Raw genomic sequence first — 17,690 nt, 5'->3', positions numbered from 1 at the left:
AAAAAAAGGCCTGCGCCAGTAGCGGGGCGGCCTGCCATCCGCTGCTGCGGCCATGTTGGCGCTGGTTTCTTCGCGCTGCTGCGCCCGGGTGTTCCGTATTGGCTGTCCGGGCCGAATGGCAGGTGTGGCAGTCATATTTGCGCCGTGGGTAAAGAAAACCGGAAATCTGCCGATGGACCTTGAACAGAGGAAATCCATGCCTGCAATGGTCTGGAGCGCCATTGGCCCAGGAAAAAGACCGAAGGAAGACATTCACCCATGACCAGCATTCCATCCACGGGCGCCGGCTTTGCCGCCAGCGCACTGGGCACGCGGCCCCAGGCCACGGTGGCCGTGCGGCAGCCGCAGGCCGGCACGCAGGGGGCGGCGGCATCCGGCGCGCAAGACGTGCAGGGCACGCAGGTCACGCTGGGCCAGTCCGTCGACGCCAGCGCCATCTATGCCAGGCCGCAGCCTGTCGACATGGGGCAGTTCCGGTTGAGCCGGACCTGGGCTTCGCAGGATCGGGGTGACGTCAGCACCCTGATGGCCCGCAATCTGGCCCTGGGCCCGTCCGCCAGCCTGGCCGACCGCTGGCGCGGCCTGGGCGGTGCGCTGCTGTCGCGCATTGCCGCCGGCCAGACGGACTTTCGCCAGGCGATCGCGGAGTACCAGGAGCCCACGCAGACCGACGCCGTTGCGGGCGGCGCGGACCCACAGGCCCTGGACAAGGTCGCGCTGGGCGGGGTGTCCGAGGGCGCGGCCACCGTGAGCCTGAAGATCCGCACGCAGTCGGGCCAGAGCGTGGAGCTCAGGATCGCCACGAATGACGGCAGCCAGGAGGGGAGCAGCAGCGGGCTGCGGGTCGAGGTCACGAGTTCGGGGACGCTGAGCCAGGCCGAGAGCGCAGCCATCGGCCGGCTCGCCGACGGGCTGGACGAGGCGCTGGAAGCCCTGGGGCAGCGGGGCAAGCCCCGGCTGGAGCTGGGCAAGCTGATGGATTTCGACCGCGGCGTCCTGGCCGGACTGGACCTGGACATCCAGAACCCCAAGCCTTCGCAGCCCCTGTCCTCCTTCAGCCTGCATGTGGGCGCCGATGGAAAGTCGGTGGCGATGAAGGGCGCGGCCGGCGAGCTGGCCGTCAACCTGGAGTCCGAGGCCCCCGTGGGTGTCAGCGCGTCGCAGCGCCAGGCCGCGCTGGACCAGCATCTGCAGCGCTTCGACGCCGCGGCGCAGCGGGGTCGCGCGGACGAAGCCCTGGTGGACCTGTTCAAGAGCGCCTTCACCCAGCTGCACAGCGCGCAGGCGCCCGAGGCGGCGCAGCGCATGGCGGTGCTGTCCGGGCTGGAGCGTTCCGTGCAGTCGCTGCAAAGCGGCCTGGCCGATTTCCAGGCCAGCTTCAGCGGCGACTTCGAGAAGACCAACCGATTCGGCGCCGTGACCGAGGCCGGCCGGGCCGAGTACCAGGTGGGCCAGAAGACCTCCCGCCAGGCCCGGGGCACGGCGGGCGAGACCATCGCCCAGGTGATGACCGAATCCCTGGACGCATATTCGAAGAAGGCGCGCCACAGCGGCATGCTGGACCCGCTGTCGGGCAACTACGACCTGATCAAGGTGAAGGACAGCAGCAGCATCACCACGTTGATCGAGACGGGCATGAACCAGATCGCCAGCGCCCGGCGCGATACGCAGGAGAGCCGGCTGCACACCTGGGAGCAGCTCGAGAAGCACCGCGTGCAGCAGCGCCGCGAGACGCCCGAGGGGCGCAGCTTCACGGAGCTGATCGGCGTGAGGTAGTCCCGGCGCGGCCCGGTCGGTCGCCGGGTCGGCCTGTCGTCGTTGTGTCACAAAACTTCCGTATAAGAAGTTTCTTTTGACCAAGACATGACAACGGCCCGCGCGTTCATGACCGAATTTCCCGTGACTGCCATCCACTGCGGAGTCCCGCAGTGAACGCGCGCCGTGCATTGGCGGCAGGGCTGGCGGCCCTGCTGCTGGCGGCCGTGGGCGGCGGCATCTGGTACTCGCGCACGGCCCTGGTGCAGGACCGCCAGGCAGAGCTGACACAGCAGCAGGCCGTGACGGCGCGCGGCCTGATCGGCTCGGAGAAGGAAGCCTTCTTCCAGGACGAGCGCGTGCGCGGGGTGCTGGCCCGGCATGGCGTGACGGTGACGGTGCAAAAGGCGGGCTCGCGCAGCATCGCCAACGGCTACGACCCCAAGCTCTACGATTTCGGTTTCCCGTCGGGTGCGCCGGCGGCGGCGCAGCTCAAGGCGGCGGCCAGGGCGGCCAATGTCTACACGCCGTTCTACACGCCCATCGTGCTGGCGAGCTGGCGGCCCATCGCCGACATCCTGATCGCCAATGGCGTCGCGCGAAAGCAGGGCGACTTCTACTACGTGGCCGATCTTCCGGCGCTGCTGGCCATGGCCGCAAAGGGCACGCGCTGGCGTGACCTCAAGGCCTCGTCGGCCTTCGCCACCGGCAAGGCGGTCCTGCCCGCGAGCACCGATGTGCGCAGCTCCAACAGCGCGGCCATGTACCTGGCGCTGGCCAGCTATGTGCTCAATGGCCAGCAGGTGGTGCAGGGCCCGGAGGATCTGGCGCGCGTGATGCCGCAGGTGGCGCCGCTGTTCCTGCGCCAGGGATTCCAGGAAAGCTCCTCGGCGGGGCCGTTCGAGGACTATCTGGCCCTGGGCATGGGCAAGGCGCCGCTGCTGGTGGCCTACGAGTCGCAGCTGGTGGAGTTCCTGCTCAGGCATCCGCAGCGCAGGAACAGCGAGATGGTGATGCTCTACCCGCAGCCCACGCTGTATTCCAAGCATGTGCTCGTGCCCTACACGCCCGCGGGCGAACGCGTGGGCCAGCTGCTCGAATCCGACCCCGAGCTGCGCGCGCTGGCGCAGGAGTACGGCTTTCGCACGGGCGGCGACATCCACGGGCCCGAGCGCTGGGCCACGCAGGGTGTGCAGGCCCCCGTGCAACTGGTGGACGTGATCGAGCCGCCCAGCCAGGAATGGCTGGAACGAATGATCGTGGACATGGAGCAGCGCTTCAAATGACCGAACGAGCCAGGAGCAACCGATGAGCGAAATCCCCCAGACCACCACCGCCAACGCCGCCGTGTCCCTGCCCGTGCCGGAGCAGGATTTCGTGCTGGAGCCGCCTGCGCCGGCCCTGCCCGTGCCTGTCGAATCGGCCAGCGGCAAGGTGCGCCTGAGGGCCGAGGACGTGCAGCAGCTCGACGCCCAGGTCGCACAGTTCATCGACGACATCACGGCGCACGACAGCCAGTCGCCCGAGTTCAAGGGCGCGGTCGAACGCATCCATGGCATGGGCAACCGGGAGGTGGAGGCCGCGGCCGCCGTCTCCAACCGCATGCTGGAGCGCCCGGTCAAGACGCTGAGCAACGGCCTGTTCGACCAGGGCAGCCAGATCGGCCAGGGCCTGATCGATCTGCGCCGCCAGGTGGAGGCACTGGACCCCTCGCGCCAGGACGACCTGTTCAAGCCGCGCAAGCTGCTGGGCCTGATTCCCATGGGCAACAGGCTGGTGGACTACTTCGACAAGTTCCAGTCCAGCCAGAGCCACCTGAACGCCATCATCGACAGCCTCAAGCGCGGCAAGGACGAGCTGCTGCGCGACAACGCCGCCATCGAGCAGGAAAAGGCCAACCTGTGGGGCCTCATGGAGCGGCTGGAGAAATACATCCACATCGGCAAGAAGCTGGACGCGGCGCTGCAGGCCAAGGCCGCACAGCTGGACGCCAGCGACCCCGAAAAGGCCCGCGTGGTGCGCGAGGACATGCTGTTCTACGCACGCCAGAAGGTCACCGACCTGCTCACCCAGATGGCGGTGAACGTGCAGGGCTACCTGGCGCTGGACCTGGTGCGCAAGAACAACCTCGAACTGGCCAAGGGCGTGGACCGCGCGACCACCACCACGGTCTCGGCGCTGCGCACCGCCGTCATCGTGGCGCAGGCGCTGGCCAACCAGAAGCTGGTGCTGGACCAGATCACGGCACTGAACACCACCACGGGCAACCTGATCGCAGGTACCAGCGAGCTGCTGCGCGAGCAAAGCGGCCAGATCCACCAACAGGCGGCCGCCAGCACCATCGACATCGCCCGGCTGCAGCAGGCCTTCGGCAACATCTACCAGACCATGGACGCCATGGCCGACTTCAAGGTCAAGGCGCTGGCTTCCATGCAGACCACGGTGGACACGCTGTCGCAGGAGGTGGACAAGTCCCGCGCCTACCTCGAAAAGACCCGCCGCGAGGAGGTGCGCGATGCGCTGCGCGCACCGGTCGGCGAGGTGCAGCTGTGAGCATGCCGCAGCGCCTGGCGGCCCTGCTGCTGTTGCTGGGGCTGGGCCTGGCGCTGGCCGGTTGCGGCAAGTCGTCCGAGCCGGCCGCCGCGCAGCCTGCAGCCAAGGCCGGGGAGGTCGCCTTCACGGTGCTTGCGGGGTCCGAACTCCAGGACGTGGCGCCCGCGCTGGAGCAGGCCGCGAAGGAGGCCGGCGTGCCGCTCAGGCTCAGCTACGCGGGCACGCTGGACATGGTCGAGCGCATCAACGCGGGCGAGCGTTTCGATGCCATCCTGCCGCCCAATGGCGCCTACCCCGCGCTGGCACTGGCCGACAGGCCGCTGGCGCGCGAAAAGCTGTTTTATTCGCGCGTGGCGCTGGGTGTCAAAGTCCCGGTGCTGCAAAAGCTGGGCTGGGACAAGGCGGTGCCGACCTGGGCCGACATCGCGCGTGCCGCGGCCCAGGGCCGGCTGCGCTACGGCATGACCAATCCGGCCAGCTCCAACACCGGCATGAGCGCGCTGTTCGCGGTGGCCTCGGCCGTGGCCGGCAAGACCGAGGACTTGCAGGCCAGGGAGGTCGACGCCCGCGTGCTCAAGGATTTCCTGTCGGGACAGAAACTCACGGCGGGCAGCTCGGGCTGGCTGGCCGAGGCCTTCGAGCGCGAGCCCGCCGCTGTCGATGCGCTGGTCAACTACGAGGCCGTGATCCTGCGCCTGAACGAGAGGCTGCCCGCGGCCGACCGCCTGGCGCTGGTCTATCCGCGTGACGGCGTGATCTCGGCCGACTATCCGCTGATGCTGCTGAACGCCGGCAAGCGCGATGGGTACGACAGGCTCGTGGCCCGGCTCAAGGCGCCGGGCTTTCAGGAGCAGCCCCTGCGCCAGGCCCGGCTGCGCCCGTCCATCCCCGAGGCGCAGGCCAGCGCGCAACTGCCGGCCACGCCCGTGGTGGAGTTGAGCTTTCCGAACCGGCTGGAGGTCATCGATGCCGTGCTGTCGGCCTACCAGGGCGAGCTGCGCCGCCCGGCCACCAGCATCTTCGTGCTGGACGTCAGCGGCTCCATGAAGGGCCAGCGGCTGGTGCAGATGAAGGAGGCGCTGAAGCTGCTCTCCGGTGCCGAGGCCTCGGCCGCCAGCCAGCGCTATGCGGCCTTCCAGGCGCGCGAGCGGGTGTGGCTGATCCCGTTCTCGGGCCAGGTCGGACAGCCCGTGCGCGTGCAGCTCGAGCCCGGCGACCTGCAGGCCGGCCGCGCCCAGGTCCTGGACTATGCCGACAGCCTGTTGGCCGATGGCGGAACCGCCATCTACGACGCGCTGACGCTGGCCCAGCAGCAGGCGCGCCAGGAACTGCGGGCCGACCCCGAACGCTTCGTGAGCATCGTGCTGCTGACCGACGGGGCCAACACCGCCGGGCGCGACTGGGCCGCGTTCGAGCGCGAGCAGCGCATGGCTCGCGCCGGCGGCGCGCCCCTGGCGCGGGTGTTCCCCATCATCTTCGGCGAGGCGCAGCCCGGCGAGATGCAGGACCTGGCACGGCTGACGGGTGGGCGAGCCTTCGACGCGCGCAGCACAGGCAAGGGAGGGCTGGCGCGGGTGTTCAAGGAAATCCGGGGCTACCAGTGAGCGGCCCCCGGATGAAGGGACAGGCGTGATGCGCCGCCTCCTGCTCTTTTTCTACGGCAACGGCAACCTTGCGGGCCTTGCGCTGGCCCTGCTGGGGCCGGTGCTGCTGTTCACGGGCGTGATCGGCGCCGGCTGGGGCTGGATCACCCTGGGACTGTATGGCGCGGGCCTGCTGCTGGGCTGGGCCCTGCGGCCGGCGGATGCCGGCTTCGAGCGCGCACTGCGGCAGCACTGGAGCGCCGAGGACATCCGCGAGCGCATCGACGAGCTGGCGCACCAGGCCGCACCGCTGCTGACGGCCGAGATGCAGCGGCACCTGGACAGCGTGCGTGGCTCCGTGCATGAGGTGCTGCCCGCGCTGGCCGACGCCGGCCCGGTCTTCAATGACGGCCTGTTCACGGTGCGCGAGACCGTTCTGGAGTACCTGCCCGCGACGCTGTCGCACTACGCGGCCCTTCCGCCGCTGTTCCGGGTCACGCAGCCCGTGCACGAAGGCAAGACGCCCAGGCAGCTGCTGACCGAGCAGCTGGCGCTGCTGGCTGCGCAGATGCAGCAGGTGGTGGCCCATGTGGCAGCCAGCGATGCCCAGGCGCTGCTGGCCAATGGGCGTTTCCTCAAGCAGAAGTTCGACCAGCCCGATTTCCTGAAATGACGTGGCCGCCGGGGCGGGCTGCCGCACCGGGCAGGCCCTGTGTTAGCATGTGCCGCTATGCAGCCTGCTGCATGCACGTCTTCCAGACCTCTGAACTTTCGATCCAAGACAGCCATGAACGGTACCCCCGTTTCCATCATCGTTGCCCAGTGGTGGCGCTTCCAGTAAGGAAGCGGCACGTCGTTGCGGTTGCGAACCGCGCCTTGCCGCCGTGACGGCAGCAAGGCTCACCCCAGCAGATGGCTCCCCGGCACGGCGGCTCCCAGAACCCAGGAGATTGCCCAGATGCCCCCAGATTTCCCCCCTCGAGCACCCCAGGCGGCGCGCGTGCGCCCGGCCTCGCAGCGGCATGCCCGCGCCTGCCGCTTTTCCCTTTGAGACCCAGGAGCCGTGATGTCCAGACTGCTGATGATCGACAACTACGACAGCTTCACCTACAACATCGTCCAGTACTTCGGTGAACTGGGTGCCGATGTCACCGTGGTGCGCAATGACGAGGCCACGCTCGACGAGGTGATCGCCCTGGTCGAACGCGAGAGGATCGACCGCCTCGTGATCTCGCCCGGCCCCTGCTCGCCGGCCGAGGCCGGCATCTCGGTGGCGGCCATACAGCACTTCGCGGGGCAATTGCCCATCCTGGGCGTGTGCCTGGGCCACCAGAGCATAGGCGCGGCCTTCGGTGGCGACATCGTGCGCGCCGGCCAGCAGATGCATGGCAAGACCAGCGTCATCACCACGGACCGCAAGGGCGTGTTCGCCGACCTGCCCGAGCAGTTCACGGTCAACCGCTACCACTCGCTGGCCATCGACCGCGCAACCCTGCCCGAGTGCCTGCAGGTCACGGCCACCAGCGAGGACGGCGAGATCCAGGGCGTGCGCCACAAGAGCCTGGCCATCGAGGGCGTGCAGTTCCACCCCGAGAGCATCCTCACCGAGCACGGCCATGCCATGCTGAAGAACTTCCTGGAACAGAAGGCCTGACAGGCGAGCACCGAACCGAGACACCGCAATGACCCAGATCACCCCCCAGGAAGCGCTGCAGCGCACCATCGAGCACCGCGAAATCTTCCACGACGAGATGCTGCACCTGATGCGCCTGATCATGCGCGGCGAACTGTCGCCCGTGATGACGGCGGCCATCGTCACCGGACTGCGCGTGAAAAAGGAGACCATCGGCGAGATCACGGCCGCGGCCGAGGTGATGCGCGAGTTCTCCAACAAGGTCCATGTGGCCGACAAGCGCCATCTGGTGGACATCGTGGGCACGGGCGGCGACGGCGCCAATACCTTCAACATCTCCACCTGCTCCATCTTCGTCATCGCGGCGGCAGGCGGCAAGGTCAGCAAGCATGGCGGGCGCAGCGTCAGCAGCAAGAGCGGCAGCGCCGACGCCATGGAGGCGCTGGGCGTCAACATCCAGCTCAGCCCCGAGCAGATCGCGCGCAGCATCGCCGACGTGGGCATCGGCTTCATGTTCGCTCCCAACCACCACCCGGCCATGAAGAACGTGGCACCGGTGCGCAAGGAGCTGGGCGTGCGCACCATCTTCAACATCCTGGGCCCGCTGACCAACCCGGCCAGCGCACCCAACATCCTCATGGGCGTGTTCCACGAGGACCTGGTCGGCATCCAGGTGCGCGCGCTGCAGCGCCTGGGCGCCGAGCATGCCATCGTGGTCTATGGCCGCGACGGACTGGACGAGATCAGCCTGGGCGCCGGCACCCTGGTGGGCGAGCTCAAGGACGGCGTGGTGCGCGAATACGAGATCCACCCCGAGGACTTCGGCCTGCGCATGGTGGGCACGCGCGCCTTCAAGGTGGACAATCCCGAGGAATCCAAGGCCATGCTGCTGGGCGTGCTTCACGGAGAGCAGGGCCCGGCGCGTGACATCGTCTGCCTGAATGCGGGTGCCGCGCTGTATGCGGCCAACGTGGCGGCGAGCATCGAAGATGGCATGCTCCGCGCCCAGGCGGCGCTGGACAGCGGCGCGGCCCTGGCCAAGCTCAACGAACTCGTGGCCTACACGGCCCAGCTGGCGGCCTGAGCCGCACAGTCCCTTCATCGCTGAATACCAAGGAAACAACGTGTCCGACATCCTCAAGCAGATCTGCGACGTGAAAGTGCAGGAAGTGGCGGCCGCCCAGAAGCGCATGTCCTTCGCCGACATGCGCCGCGACGCCGAAAGCCGCGTGCTCACGCGAGACTTCGTGGGCGCGCTGCGCGCCAGGATCGCGGCCGGCCAGGCCGGCGTGATCGCCGAGATCAAGAAGGCCAGCCCCAGCAAGGGCGTGATCCGCGAGGACTTCATCCCCGCCGACATCGCGCAAAGCTATGCCGAGGGCGATGGAAAGAGCGGCATCAGCGCCGCCTGCCTGTCCGTGCTGACGGACAGGCAGTTCTTCCAGGGCAGCATCGACTACCTCAAGCAGGCGCGTGCCAGCTGCACCCTGCCCGTGCTGCGCAAGGATTTCATGGTCGATCCCTACCAGATCTACGAGTCGCGCGCCATCGGCGCCGACTGCGTGCTGCTGATCGCCGCCTGCCTGGACGATGCGCAGATGGCCGAGATGGAGCAGATCGCCCACAGCCTGGACATGGCCGTGCTGGTCGAGGTCCATGACGGCGCCGAGCTGGAGCGTGCACTGAAGCTCAGGACGCCGCTGGTGGGCATCAACAACCGCAACCTGCGCAATTTCGAGGTCAGCATCCAGACCACGCTGGAGCTGCGAAAGAACGTGCCGGCCGACCGCCTGCTGGTCACCGAGTCGGGCATAGGCAGCCGCGAGGACGTCAAGGCTCTGCGGGAAGCCGGCATCCACGGCTTCCTCGTGGGCGAGGCCTTCATGCGCGCCAAGGAGCCGGGCGAGGCGCTGGCCAAGCTGTTTGCCTGAAACGGCCCGCGGCCGCCCTCCCGCATCCCCGAAACTCCTGTCCCGCACGCCATGAACGCCTCCGCCGACGCACCGACCCAACTGCAATCCGCCGATCCCGCCGACTGGCCCGTGGCGCCAGGCTGGCAGCCGCTGGTCGAGGACTTCTTCGCGGGGGCCACGGGCCAGCAGCTGCTGACCTTCCTGCACCAGCGCCTGGAGGCCGGTGCCGTCATCTTCCCGCCGCTGCCGCTGCGCGCGCTGGAGCTGACGCCGCCCGATGAGGTGCGCGTGGTCATCCTGGGCCAGGACCCCTACCACGGCCGGGGGCAGGCCGAGGGGCTGTCGTTCTCGGTGGCGCCGGGCGTGCGCATGCCGCCTTCGCTGCAGAACATCTTCAAGGAGATGCAGCGCGATCTGGGCGTGCCCTTTCCGCCCTTCCCCGACCCCGGCGGCAGCCTCGTCAAATGGGCCCGGAACGGCGTGCTGCTGCTCAACACCTGCCTCACGGTGGAGGAGGGGCAGGCCGCCAGCCATTCTGGCAAGGGCTGGGAGCTGCTGACCGATGCCGTGATCCGCCATGTCGCCCAGGGCGAACGCCCCGTGGTCTTCATGCTCTGGGGCAGCCATGCCCAGTCCAAGCGCGCCTTCATCCCTGCCGACCGGGGCCACCTGGTGCTGACCAGCAACCATCCCTCGCCGCTGTCGGCGCTGCGCCCGCCCGTGCCCTTCATCGGCAACGGGCATTTCGGCAAGGCGCGCGATTTCCGCGCGCAGCACGGCTACTGAGCGGGCCGCTGGGGCCGGGGCTCCACGACAGGGAAGACGCTTTCGAAGCGGTCCAGCATGGACATCAGCGCCATGACCTGGCCGGCGTCGCCATCGATGCGCAGCCGGCCGCTTGTCACGGCATCGGCCAGCGTGGTTTCCTGGCCCGCGATGGCGTCCAGCGTGGCGCGTGTCAGGCGCAGGCTGGCATGGGCATCCGGGGCCAGGCCCGGGCTCTGGGTCAGGGCGCTGTTTTCGAGGTTCAGGCTGCGCTGCTCGCCGGTGTCGGTGAAGATCCAGTTGAGCACGATGCGCCGGCCCGCGGCCTTGTCCGCATCGAGCCTCACGCCCAGGTAGTCGAAGAACATCTCCAGCGGCAGGCTGCGCACCAGGTCGCGCGCCGCGCCGCCGGGCCGGGGCAGTTGCGGCACGCCGTTGCGCAGCTCCGCCGCGCCTTGCAGGAAGGCGTTGCGCGCCGTGGCGGACTCCATCTGGTAGCCCAACTGCTCATAGGCATCGGCCGCCAGTCGGCGCGCTTCGCGGTTGGCCGGGTCGGCGAACACCAGCTGCGAGGCGATCTGCGCCACCCAGCGGTATTCGCCGCGCTCGTAGTCGGCCCGGGCGCGGCGCAGCACAGCCTCGGCGCCGCCCATGTATTCCACGGTCTTGCGGGCCGCAGGCACGGGGGGCAGGGCCTCCAGCTGGGCGGGGTTGCCCTCGTAGTAGCCCAGGTAGTGCTGGTAGATGGCGCGCACGTTGTGCTTCAGATGGCCGTAGAAGGCATGGGTGGCGCCGTCGCGGGCCAGGGACTCGGGCATGGAGATCATCTCGGCGATCTCCGAACCCACGTAGCCGTGGTTCATGAGCCGCACGGTCTGGTCATGCAGGTATTTGTAGGTGTCGCGCTGGCCGGCCAGCATGCGCTGCAGCCGGGGCTGGCCCCAGACCGGCCAGTGGTGCTGGGCGATCAGGATCTCGGCCTGGCCGCCATAGGTGTGCAGCGCGTCGTTCAGGTGCCGGGACCAGCCCAGCGCATCGCGCACCTGGGCACCGCGCAGCGGCAGCAGGTTGTGCTGCGTATGGACCGCGAGTTCGGCCATGTTCAGCACCTTGAGCTGGGGGTAGTACATGATCATCTCGGCAGGCGCCTCGGCACCGGGCGTGAGCACGAAGTCGATGTCCACGCCGTCGATGCGCAGCGTCTCGCGCGGCTTGCCGATCACGCGCGTGGGTGCGATCAGACCCATGGTGCCGGGCGCGCCGGCCTTGCCCAGGCCGGCGTCCACCTGGCCCTTGGCATCGCGCGGCAGCAGCATGCCGAACTGGTAGAGGGCGCGGCGGCCCATGGCATGGCCGGCGATGACGTTCTCGCCCACGGCCTCGGCCATGAAGCCCGCAGGGGCGATGACCTGCGTGCGGCCCGCATCCACTTCCTCCTGGCGCACCACGCCGCGTACGCCGCCGAAGTGGTCCACATGGCTGTGCGAATAGATGACCGCCACCACGGGCCTGCGCGGGCGGTGCTGGAAGTACAGCTCCATGGCGGCCCGGGCGGTCTCCGTGTACATCAGCGGATCGACCACGATCAGGCCGGTGTCGCCCTCGATGATGCTCATGTTCGACAGGTCCAGGCCGCGGACCTGGTAGAGCCGCTCCGTGACCTCGAACAGACCGCTGACGCGGTTGCGCTGGGCCTGGCGCCACAGCGCGGGATGCACGGTATCGGGCGCCTGCTCCTGCTCCAGGAAGGCGTAGGCCTGCATGCCCCAGATGGGCCGGCCCTGGGCATTGCGCACGACCAGCGTGTCGGCCGAGGCGATCAGGCCGCGCCGCGCGTCCTCCATGGCCTGGGCGTCATCGCGTGGCTGCTGTGCCAGCGCCGCCTGCTGGGCCGTGCGCGTGGCGGCGCTGGCCGCCTGCGGCCGGGCCATGTCGGATACGGGCAGGCGGCTGCCCGCACAGGCGCTCAACAGGGTCGCCGCGGCCAGGCAGGCCAGCAGGCGGCAAGGGGGCGCTGGTGCGCGGGGCATCGAGAGGGGGGATGGCATGGCGGGACTGTCTCCTGGCAAGTGATCGGAACCTGGGGCGAAAATACCCAGGCGGCCGGTCCTTGTCTGTCGGCTACCCGACATCGATGTCTTAAACGATGCCTGGAACGCCAGGCCCTGCCCATGGAACCGTCCCACCATCCGCTTTCCTATCTGCCCGTGTTGCACACCGGCCGCTGGTTCAGCGCGCTGGAGCCATCATTCGCGGGTCACCTGCTGGCCCTGGCCCAGCCGCGCCGGCTGGAGCCTGGGCAGGCCCTGTTCCTGCGCGGCGACGCGCTGGAGGGCGGATTGTTTGCCGTGGTCCAGGGCAGCATCGGCTTTTCCGGGGTGGGCGGCCAGGGCGAGCATGCGCGTGAAGCGCTGCTCACGCGCATGGGCCCGGCCACCTGGTTCGGCGAGATCGCACTGTTCGACGGCTCGCCCCGCACCCACGATGCCCACGCCATGGAGCCCAGCATCGTGCTGCAGCTGCCCCGCCAGCCGCTGCTGGACTGGCTGCACCAGCACCCCGCGCACTGGCATGACCTGGGCGTGCTGATGTCGGGGCGCATGCGCGCGGCCTTCGCCGCCCTGGAGGACCTGGCCCTGCTGCCGGCCCCCCAGCGCCTGGTGCGGCGACTGGTGGCCATGGCACGCGGCTATGGCGAAAGGCTGGAAGCCGTTCCTGCCCGGCCCCGGCTGCAGGTGACGCAGGAGCAACTGGCGCGCATGCTCTCGATCTCGCGCCAGACGGTCAACACGCTGCTGCAAGGACTGCAGGCGCGCGGCATCATCCGGGTGCAGCGCGGCGAGATCGAGATCTTGCAGTGGCAGGCCCTCTGTGACGAGCGCTTCTGAGGCCTGCTGCGCACGGGGCCGGGTCAGACCACCAGCACATCCTCCACGTCCTGCACCTTGCGCCGTGCCAGCGCGAGATTGGCCTTGGCCTTGTCGAGCACGAGATAGAGGAACAGCCCCTCATGGTGGGTGGAGGGGCGCAGGATGTGGTACTGCCGGCTCAGGGTGATCAGGATGTCCTCGATCGCGCCCTCCAGGCCCAGCGAGCGCATGGTCTTGAGCTTGGCGCGCACCAGCTCGGTGTTGCCGGCGGCGGCCAGCTCCAGGTCCACGCCGGAGCCTTCCTGCCCCAGGATCATGCCGCTGTTGTAGTCCACCAGCGCGGCGCACATGGCGCCGTCGCAGCGCATCAGTTCGTCCATGGTCTGCTTGATATTGGCCATAGCCTTCCTACCTCCCTTGTGTTGTGGAAATGTCCGGCACCTGTGCGGTGCCCGCTCGCCTGAAAAGCAGGGCGGCTGCCGCCGGCCCATGCCCGTTCACCCTTGCTCCAGCATCCGCGCGGCCTCGCGCGAGACGTAGAGGATCTGGCCCAGCGTGGCCTCCCGCGAGGCCACCACGCTGAGCACCAGGCTCAGGTCCGGCCGCCGCGCCTGCAGCATGACGATGAAGCCCTCGGCGGCCTCTATCACCACGTTGGAGCAGGCGCCCAGCTGGTTCTCCTCGCCCGCGATCGCTCCCAGCGCCGCCATCGAGCTGGCCATGGCCGACAGCCGGGCCGTGCTGCCCTGGCCCTGCGCGTGGGCGGCCACCTCGAAGCCGTCCTCGGTGCTCACCACGCAGCCGTGCACGCCGTGCACCTTGCCCGTCAGGGCCTTCACGACCGCATGGGCACACGCCTTCAGGGCGGGGTCAGTCGTCATGACGGCTCTCCTGTGCACGGGCTTCGATCTGCAGCAGCAGCAATTCGATCAGCGCCACCACCTGCGCGGATTCGCGCACGTCGGCAGGCACCACCGGGCACAGCAGGCCGCGTGACTGCAGGTGGCGGGCGAAACTCTCGAGGTCGGGCTGGACATGCCGGTCCATGCGGCAGACCGCGACCACGCATGCGGTGGTGCGCAGTGCGCTGGACAGGGCCTGGACGTAGAGGTCCAGATCGGCCAGGGGGTCGGGCCGGCTGTTGTCGATCAGCAGGATCACCCCCAGCGCGCCGCGCGAGAGGATGCTCCACATGAAGTCGAAGCGTTCCTGGCCCGGCGTGCCGTACAGGTACAGCTTCTCGCCGTTGTCCAGGGTGAGCTCGCCATAGTCCAGGCCCGTGGTGGTCAGTGCCTTGTCCAGCGAGCTGTCGGTGTTGCGCACATCGGTGTTCAACGGCGTGATCTCGCTGACGGCACGTATGGCCGTGGTCTTGCCCGCGCCCGTGGTGCCGGAAATCAGGATCTTGAGTTCGCTCATGCGCTGGGGGCTCTCGTCAGTTGTGCCAGGCGGCGGCGTATGCGCTCCAGCACTCCCGGCTGGGGCGGTGCCGCATGGCGCTGCAGGCTGCCGGCGTGGGAGGCCGTGGCGGTCCAGCGCAGCAGGCCGGCCGCATCCAGGCGGTTCAGAAAGGCCGCGCAAACCTCCGGCGCGAGGTTGGAGCGCTGGCACAGCACCCGCAGGGTGGTCGGGTGGCCGGTCATCAGCGTGGCCAGGCGGATGTGGTGTGCGCCCGTCAACAGCTGTTGCGGGGGCCAGCGCAGCAATTGCACCAGCATGTCCGGTACCTGGGCCGGATCGGGGACGGAGGGCGTGGCCGGGGTGGCGGCAGGGGCGCTGCCGTGCACCGTCTGGCGCATCGCCAGGGCCCGCATGCCCAGGGCATTGAGGCAGTCCTCCAGCGCATCCGCGCGCAGCGGCAGGCCCAGGTGGTCGCTGGCATGCCGGCCGTCCTGGGGCTGCCGGCCCACGCGCAGCGTCAGCCGGTGGGACGGTACCTCACGCAGTCCGTCGTGCATCACGACCAGATCGGCCGAGGACTGCCTCCATTCCCAGCGGTGGCGGGTGCGATGGTCCACCAGCCGCACGAAGGACCGGAACAGCGTGGCATCGCGGTCGCACAGGCCGCACAGCATGAAGGTCAGCGTGGGCCGCTCATCCATGCCCGGCTCCCTGCCGCGGCATCCGCGGATCCTTTCCTGTCTGAATATTCGTGTCCATGCCGCCGCCGTTTCTGGAATGCGCCGCGCCGCAGAGCCGTGCGCAGTCAGTGGTCCCAAAGGAATAGAGAACCGATCATAGGCAGCGCATGGGCAGGAAATTCTGGGTGGCAGGAGCGATTCAGAATCGTCCTATCAAGATTCAGACAAGTCCTATCGAATCAAGGGTTTGCAATGGGACTTCCGGGCACTGGAATCCGCTTTTTCAGAGATTCGGACGCATTTCGGCATTGAAAAATAGGAACTATCCTGTTTTTGTAACCAAGGCCCTGGATTGCATTGGAAATTCCGCCGCCGGCCCTTTGTTTCTGGTAATTGGCCTGCATCGAAATCCGGGCTGGTGAAGGCTGTTCGGGGCACTTCCGGGCCGGGCGCCTGCTACCAGGATCCCGGCAATCTGAGCTGGAGCAGTTCCAGGAAGGACTGGGCCGCATGCGGCAAGGTGCGGCCTGCCAGCGTCTGGACTTCGATGTCGCGCAGGTCCATGCCGCGGTCGCTGAGCGCCACGGCCACCAGGGCGCCCGTGGCCACCATGTGGCGCGCCGCGATCTCGCTGGCCACGGCCACGGCGCCGCCCTGGGCCGCGAAGTTGAGCAGGGTCTTGCCGTGGTTGCTCTCCATGACCGGCGTGAGCATCAGGCCCTGGCGGCTGCAGGCCGCGTCCAGCAACTGGCGAACGGCGGTTTCGGGCGGCGTCAGCGCCAGCGGGTGGCGCACCAGCTGGGCCAGCGACACACGGCGTGCCGGGGCCAGCGCGTGGCCGGGCGCGACCAGGGCCACCAGGGGCGCGGCCACGCGGCAGGCCACGGCAATGCCTTTCTCGGGCGCGCGGCTGAAGCACAGGCCGATGTCGGCCGTGCCGCCGCGCACGGCCTCGGGCACGTCCGGGGTGGGCAGCACCTTGACCTCGAAGACGATGCCCTGGTGCTGGCGCTGGAAGGCCGCGCACAGGCGCGGCAGGAATTCGCTGGCGAAGGCGTCGGAGCTGGCGATGCGCACGCGGCCGCTGCGCAGGCCCTGCAGGGCCTCGATTTCTCCCAGTGCCCGCTCGGCGTCCAGCCCGGCGCGGCGCGCGTGGTCGGCCAGGATCTCGCCGGCCGCGTTGAGCACCATGCCGCGCGGGTGGCGCTCGAACAGCGGTGTGCCCAGCAGCGCCTCCAGCGCGGTGATCTGGCGGCTGATGGCCGAGGCCGCCACATGCAGCCGCGCCGAGGCTTCGGTCAGCGAACCGCACTGCGCGACTTCATGGAAGTAACGCAGTGCGGTGTCCTGCAACAGGAGATGGCGGGCGTCGGGCATGGGGGCCCTATTGTGGGCGTTTTGCCGCCGTGGCAATGCAGGTTTGCAAATTTGCTGATGGCGGCAAAGGGGCGAGGGTTCTAGGATGGCCCGTTGCGCCTCGCGCCGGTACGGTCCGGGGCGGTCCATTCACCAGACCAGGAGCGCGTCCATGAAGGCATGGCCCACTGTTTCCATCCCGCGCCGCAAGGCGTTGCAGACCGCGGCGGCCTGTGCACTGCTGGGGGCCACCGCTCTGCCGGCGCCGGCCCAGCAGGCCTGGCCCGCCCACCCCGTGCGCCTGGTCGTGCCTTTCCCTGCCAGCGGCGCCACCGATCTCGTGGCGCGCGTGGTGGCCCAGCGCATGTCCCAGGACCTGGGCCAGCAACTGGTCATCGACAACCGGCCGGGTGCGGGCGGCACCATCGGCACGGGCGAGGCGGCCAAGGCCTCGCCGGACGGCTACACGTTGCTGTTCACCACCAGCAGCACGCACGCCATCTCTCCGCACCTGATGCCGCGCCTGGCCTACAGGGCCGACAAGGATTTCACGCCCATCGCCGAGATCGGCGGCGCGGCCAGCATCCTGCTGGTCACGCCTTCGCTGCCCGTGCGCAACGTGCAGGAACTGATCGCCCATGCCAAGGCCCGCCCGGGGGCTCTCAACTACGCCAGCAGCGGCAACGGCACCATCGTGCACCTGAACTCGGCGGCCTTCGCCGCGCGTGCCGGCATTCAACTGACCCATGTGCCCTACAAGGGCACGGCCCAGTCCATCACCGACCTGGCCGCAGGCCAGGTGCATCTGCTGTTCGACTCCATCCCCACCGGCATGCCCCATGTGGCCAGCGGCCGCCTGCGCGCACTGGCGGTGACCGGCGACAAGCGCAGCGCCCTGGCGCCCGAGCTGCCCACCGTCGCCGAATCCGGCCTGCCCGGCTATTCTTCGGTCACCTGGTTCGGCGTCTATGGCCCGGCGGGCATGAAGCCGGAACTCGTGGCGCGCATCAACCAGGCCTTCAACAAGGCCATACAGCACCCCGAGGTGGTGGCCAGCCTGGCCCGGCAGGGCGTGGAAGCGTCCCCGCCGCGCACGCCCGCGCAGTTCGCCGCCATGGTGCAGGCCGACAGCGCACGCTGGGCGCAGGTCATCAAGGACAACAAGATCACATTGGATTGAC

17 protein-coding genes are annotated in these 17,690 nt (G+C 68.9%); 11 read left to right on the top strand and 6 right to left on the bottom strand.

Annotation, left to right across the window (positions count from 1 at the left end; genetic code table 11):
• Window positions 1-258 precede the first annotated feature (258 nt).
• The 9 genes from L1Z78_RS27135 to L1Z78_RS27095 all read left to right on the top strand — a co-directional run bounded on the left by L1Z78_RS27135 (window position 259) and on the right by L1Z78_RS27095 (window position 10,223).
• Window positions 259-1,776 (top strand): hypothetical protein, encoded by a 1,518-nt coding sequence (locus L1Z78_RS27135; protein ID WP_234639423.1) that lies wholly within the window; start codon window positions 259-261, stop codon window positions 1,774-1,776.
• 152 nt (window positions 1,777-1,928) lie between these two features.
• Complete coding sequence (locus L1Z78_RS27130; RefSeq protein ID WP_234639422.1) at window positions 1,929-3,041, top strand: hypothetical protein; 1,113 nt, start codon at window positions 1,929-1,931, stop codon at window positions 3,039-3,041.
• Between the two features lie 22 nt (window positions 3,042-3,063).
• Window positions 3,064-4,308 carry a toxic anion resistance protein gene (locus L1Z78_RS27125; RefSeq protein WP_234639421.1) on the top strand — a complete coding sequence of 415 codons (1,245 nt, stop codon included), beginning with the start codon at window positions 3,064-3,066 and terminating at the stop codon, window positions 4,306-4,308.
• Between the two features lie 2 nt (window positions 4,309-4,310).
• Window positions 4,311-5,912, top strand: a complete 1,602-nt coding sequence (locus L1Z78_RS27120; RefSeq protein WP_234639420.1) for a vWA domain-containing protein — start codon at window positions 4,311-4,313, stop codon at window positions 5,910-5,912.
• Window positions 5,913-5,940: 28 nt separating this feature from the next.
• Window positions 5,941-6,564 (top strand): hypothetical protein, encoded by a 624-nt coding sequence (locus L1Z78_RS27115; protein ID WP_234639419.1) that lies wholly within the window; start codon window positions 5,941-5,943, stop codon window positions 6,562-6,564.
• 393 nt (window positions 6,565-6,957) lie between these two features.
• On the top strand, window positions 6,958-7,545 hold the full coding sequence (locus L1Z78_RS27110; protein ID WP_234639418.1) for an anthranilate synthase component II: 588 nt from the start codon (window positions 6,958-6,960) through the stop codon (window positions 7,543-7,545).
• A gap of 28 nt (window positions 7,546-7,573) precedes the next feature.
• Window positions 7,574-8,608: an anthranilate phosphoribosyltransferase gene (gene trpD / locus L1Z78_RS27105; RefSeq protein WP_234639417.1), complete on the top strand. Its 1,035-nt coding sequence runs from the start codon at window positions 7,574-7,576 to the stop codon at window positions 8,606-8,608.
• Window positions 8,609-8,648: 40 nt separating this feature from the next.
• Window positions 8,649-9,455 (top strand): indole-3-glycerol phosphate synthase TrpC, encoded by an 807-nt coding sequence (trpC, locus tag L1Z78_RS27100; protein WP_234639416.1) that lies wholly within the window; start codon window positions 8,649-8,651, stop codon window positions 9,453-9,455.
• Window positions 9,456-9,506: 51 nt separating this feature from the next.
• Window positions 9,507-10,223 carry a uracil-DNA glycosylase gene (locus L1Z78_RS27095; protein WP_234639415.1) on the top strand — a complete coding sequence of 239 codons (717 nt, stop codon included), beginning with the start codon at window positions 9,507-9,509 and terminating at the stop codon, window positions 10,221-10,223.
• On the opposite strand, the gene L1Z78_RS27090 is transcribed toward L1Z78_RS27095, so the two are convergent.
• Window positions 10,217-12,250: an alkyl/aryl-sulfatase gene (locus L1Z78_RS27090; RefSeq protein ID WP_234639414.1), complete on the bottom strand. Its 2,034-nt coding sequence runs from the start codon at window positions 12,248-12,250 to the stop codon at window positions 10,217-10,219. The genes L1Z78_RS27095 and L1Z78_RS27090 overlap by 7 nt on opposite strands.
• Window positions 12,251-12,373: 123 nt before the next feature.
• Here L1Z78_RS27090 and L1Z78_RS27085 point away from each other — a divergent pair, with 123 nt between their 5' ends.
• The gene (locus L1Z78_RS27085) at window positions 12,374-13,090 is read left to right on the top strand and encodes a Crp/Fnr family transcriptional regulator (protein WP_234639413.1); all 717 of its coding nucleotides are present in this window, start codon (window positions 12,374-12,376) and stop codon (window positions 13,088-13,090) included.
• 23 nt (window positions 13,091-13,113) lie between these two features.
• Here L1Z78_RS27085 and L1Z78_RS27080 read toward each other — a convergent pair whose 3' ends face one another.
• The 5 genes from L1Z78_RS27080 to L1Z78_RS27060 all read right to left on the bottom strand — a co-directional run bounded on the left by L1Z78_RS27080 (window position 13,114) and on the right by L1Z78_RS27060 (window position 16,530).
• Window positions 13,114-13,473, bottom strand: coding sequence for a hypothetical protein (locus L1Z78_RS27080; protein ID WP_234639412.1), 360 nt, complete (start codon window positions 13,471-13,473; stop codon window positions 13,114-13,116).
• Between the two features lie 96 nt (window positions 13,474-13,569).
• Window positions 13,570-13,953, bottom strand: coding sequence for a roadblock/LC7 domain-containing protein (locus L1Z78_RS27075; protein ID WP_234639411.1), 384 nt, complete (start codon window positions 13,951-13,953; stop codon window positions 13,570-13,572).
• Window positions 13,943-14,491 carry a GTP-binding protein gene (locus L1Z78_RS27070; RefSeq protein ID WP_234639410.1) on the bottom strand — a complete coding sequence of 183 codons (549 nt, stop codon included), beginning with the start codon at window positions 14,489-14,491 and terminating at the stop codon, window positions 13,943-13,945. The genes L1Z78_RS27075 and L1Z78_RS27070 overlap by 11 nt, the downstream gene beginning before the upstream one ends.
• On the bottom strand, window positions 14,488-15,174 hold the full coding sequence (locus L1Z78_RS27065; protein WP_234639409.1) for a hypothetical protein: 687 nt from the start codon (window positions 15,172-15,174) through the stop codon (window positions 14,488-14,490). Before L1Z78_RS27065 ends, L1Z78_RS27070 begins: the two co-directional genes overlap by 4 nt.
• Window positions 15,175-15,609: 435 nt before the next feature.
• Window positions 15,610-16,530, bottom strand: coding sequence for a LysR family transcriptional regulator (locus L1Z78_RS27060; RefSeq protein WP_234639408.1), 921 nt, complete (start codon window positions 16,528-16,530; stop codon window positions 15,610-15,612).
• Window positions 16,531-16,681: 151 nt separating this feature from the next.
• Here L1Z78_RS27060 and L1Z78_RS27055 point away from each other — a divergent pair, with 151 nt between their 5' ends.
• The gene (locus tag L1Z78_RS27055; RefSeq protein ID WP_234639407.1) at window positions 16,682-17,689 is read left to right on the top strand and encodes a Bug family tripartite tricarboxylate transporter substrate binding protein; all 1,008 of its coding nucleotides are present in this window, start codon (window positions 16,682-16,684) and stop codon (window positions 17,687-17,689) included.
• Window position 17,690 lies beyond the last annotated feature (1 nt).

The sequence above is a fragment of the Delftia tsuruhatensis genome, from assembly GCF_903815225.1.
Classification (GTDB): domain Bacteria; phylum Pseudomonadota; class Gammaproteobacteria; order Burkholderiales; family Burkholderiaceae_C; genus Comamonas; species Comamonas tsuruhatensis_A.
Note: the sequence above shows the minus strand (reverse complement) of the source record. Positions and strands in the feature narration are given on the sequence as shown.

What these genes read in the sequence shown, in the direction of transcription:
- L1Z78_RS27135 (WP_234639423.1), top strand. Translation starts at nt 259, where the DNA reads ATGACCAGCATTCCATCCACGGGCGCCGGCTTTGCCGCCAGCGCACTG.
- L1Z78_RS27080 (WP_234639412.1), bottom strand. Translation starts at nt 13,473, where the DNA reads ATGGCCAATATCAAGCAGACCATGGACGAACTGATGCGCTGCGACGGC.
- L1Z78_RS27115 (WP_234639419.1), top strand. Translation starts at nt 5,941, where the DNA reads ATGCGCCGCCTCCTGCTCTTTTTCTACGGCAACGGCAACCTTGCGGGC.
- L1Z78_RS27060 (WP_234639408.1), bottom strand. Translation starts at nt 16,530, where the DNA reads ATGCCCGACGCCCGCCATCTCCTGTTGCAGGACACCGCACTGCGTTAC.
- trpD (WP_234639417.1), top strand. Translation starts at nt 7,574, where the DNA reads ATGACCCAGATCACCCCCCAGGAAGCGCTGCAGCGCACCATCGAGCAC.
- L1Z78_RS27110 (WP_234639418.1), top strand. Translation starts at nt 6,958, where the DNA reads ATGTCCAGACTGCTGATGATCGACAACTACGACAGCTTCACCTACAAC.
- L1Z78_RS27070 (WP_234639410.1), bottom strand. Translation starts at nt 14,491, where the DNA reads ATGAGCGAACTCAAGATCCTGATTTCCGGCACCACGGGCGCGGGCAAG.
- L1Z78_RS27075 (WP_234639411.1), bottom strand. Translation starts at nt 13,953, where the DNA reads ATGACGACTGACCCCGCCCTGAAGGCGTGTGCCCATGCGGTCGTGAAG.
- L1Z78_RS27120 (WP_234639420.1), top strand. Translation starts at nt 4,311, where the DNA reads ATGCCGCAGCGCCTGGCGGCCCTGCTGCTGTTGCTGGGGCTGGGCCTG.
- L1Z78_RS27065 (WP_234639409.1), bottom strand. Translation starts at nt 15,174, where the DNA reads ATGGATGAGCGGCCCACGCTGACCTTCATGCTGTGCGGCCTGTGCGAC.
- L1Z78_RS27095 (WP_234639415.1), top strand. Translation starts at nt 9,507, where the DNA reads ATGAACGCCTCCGCCGACGCACCGACCCAACTGCAATCCGCCGATCCC.
- L1Z78_RS27055 (WP_234639407.1), top strand. Translation starts at nt 16,682, where the DNA reads ATGAAGGCATGGCCCACTGTTTCCATCCCGCGCCGCAAGGCGTTGCAG.
- L1Z78_RS27090 (WP_234639414.1), bottom strand. Translation starts at nt 12,250, where the DNA reads ATGCCATCCCCCCTCTCGATGCCCCGCGCACCAGCGCCCCCTTGCCGC.
- L1Z78_RS27125 (WP_234639421.1), top strand. Translation starts at nt 3,064, where the DNA reads ATGAGCGAAATCCCCCAGACCACCACCGCCAACGCCGCCGTGTCCCTG.
- L1Z78_RS27085 (WP_234639413.1), top strand. Translation starts at nt 12,374, where the DNA reads ATGGAACCGTCCCACCATCCGCTTTCCTATCTGCCCGTGTTGCACACC.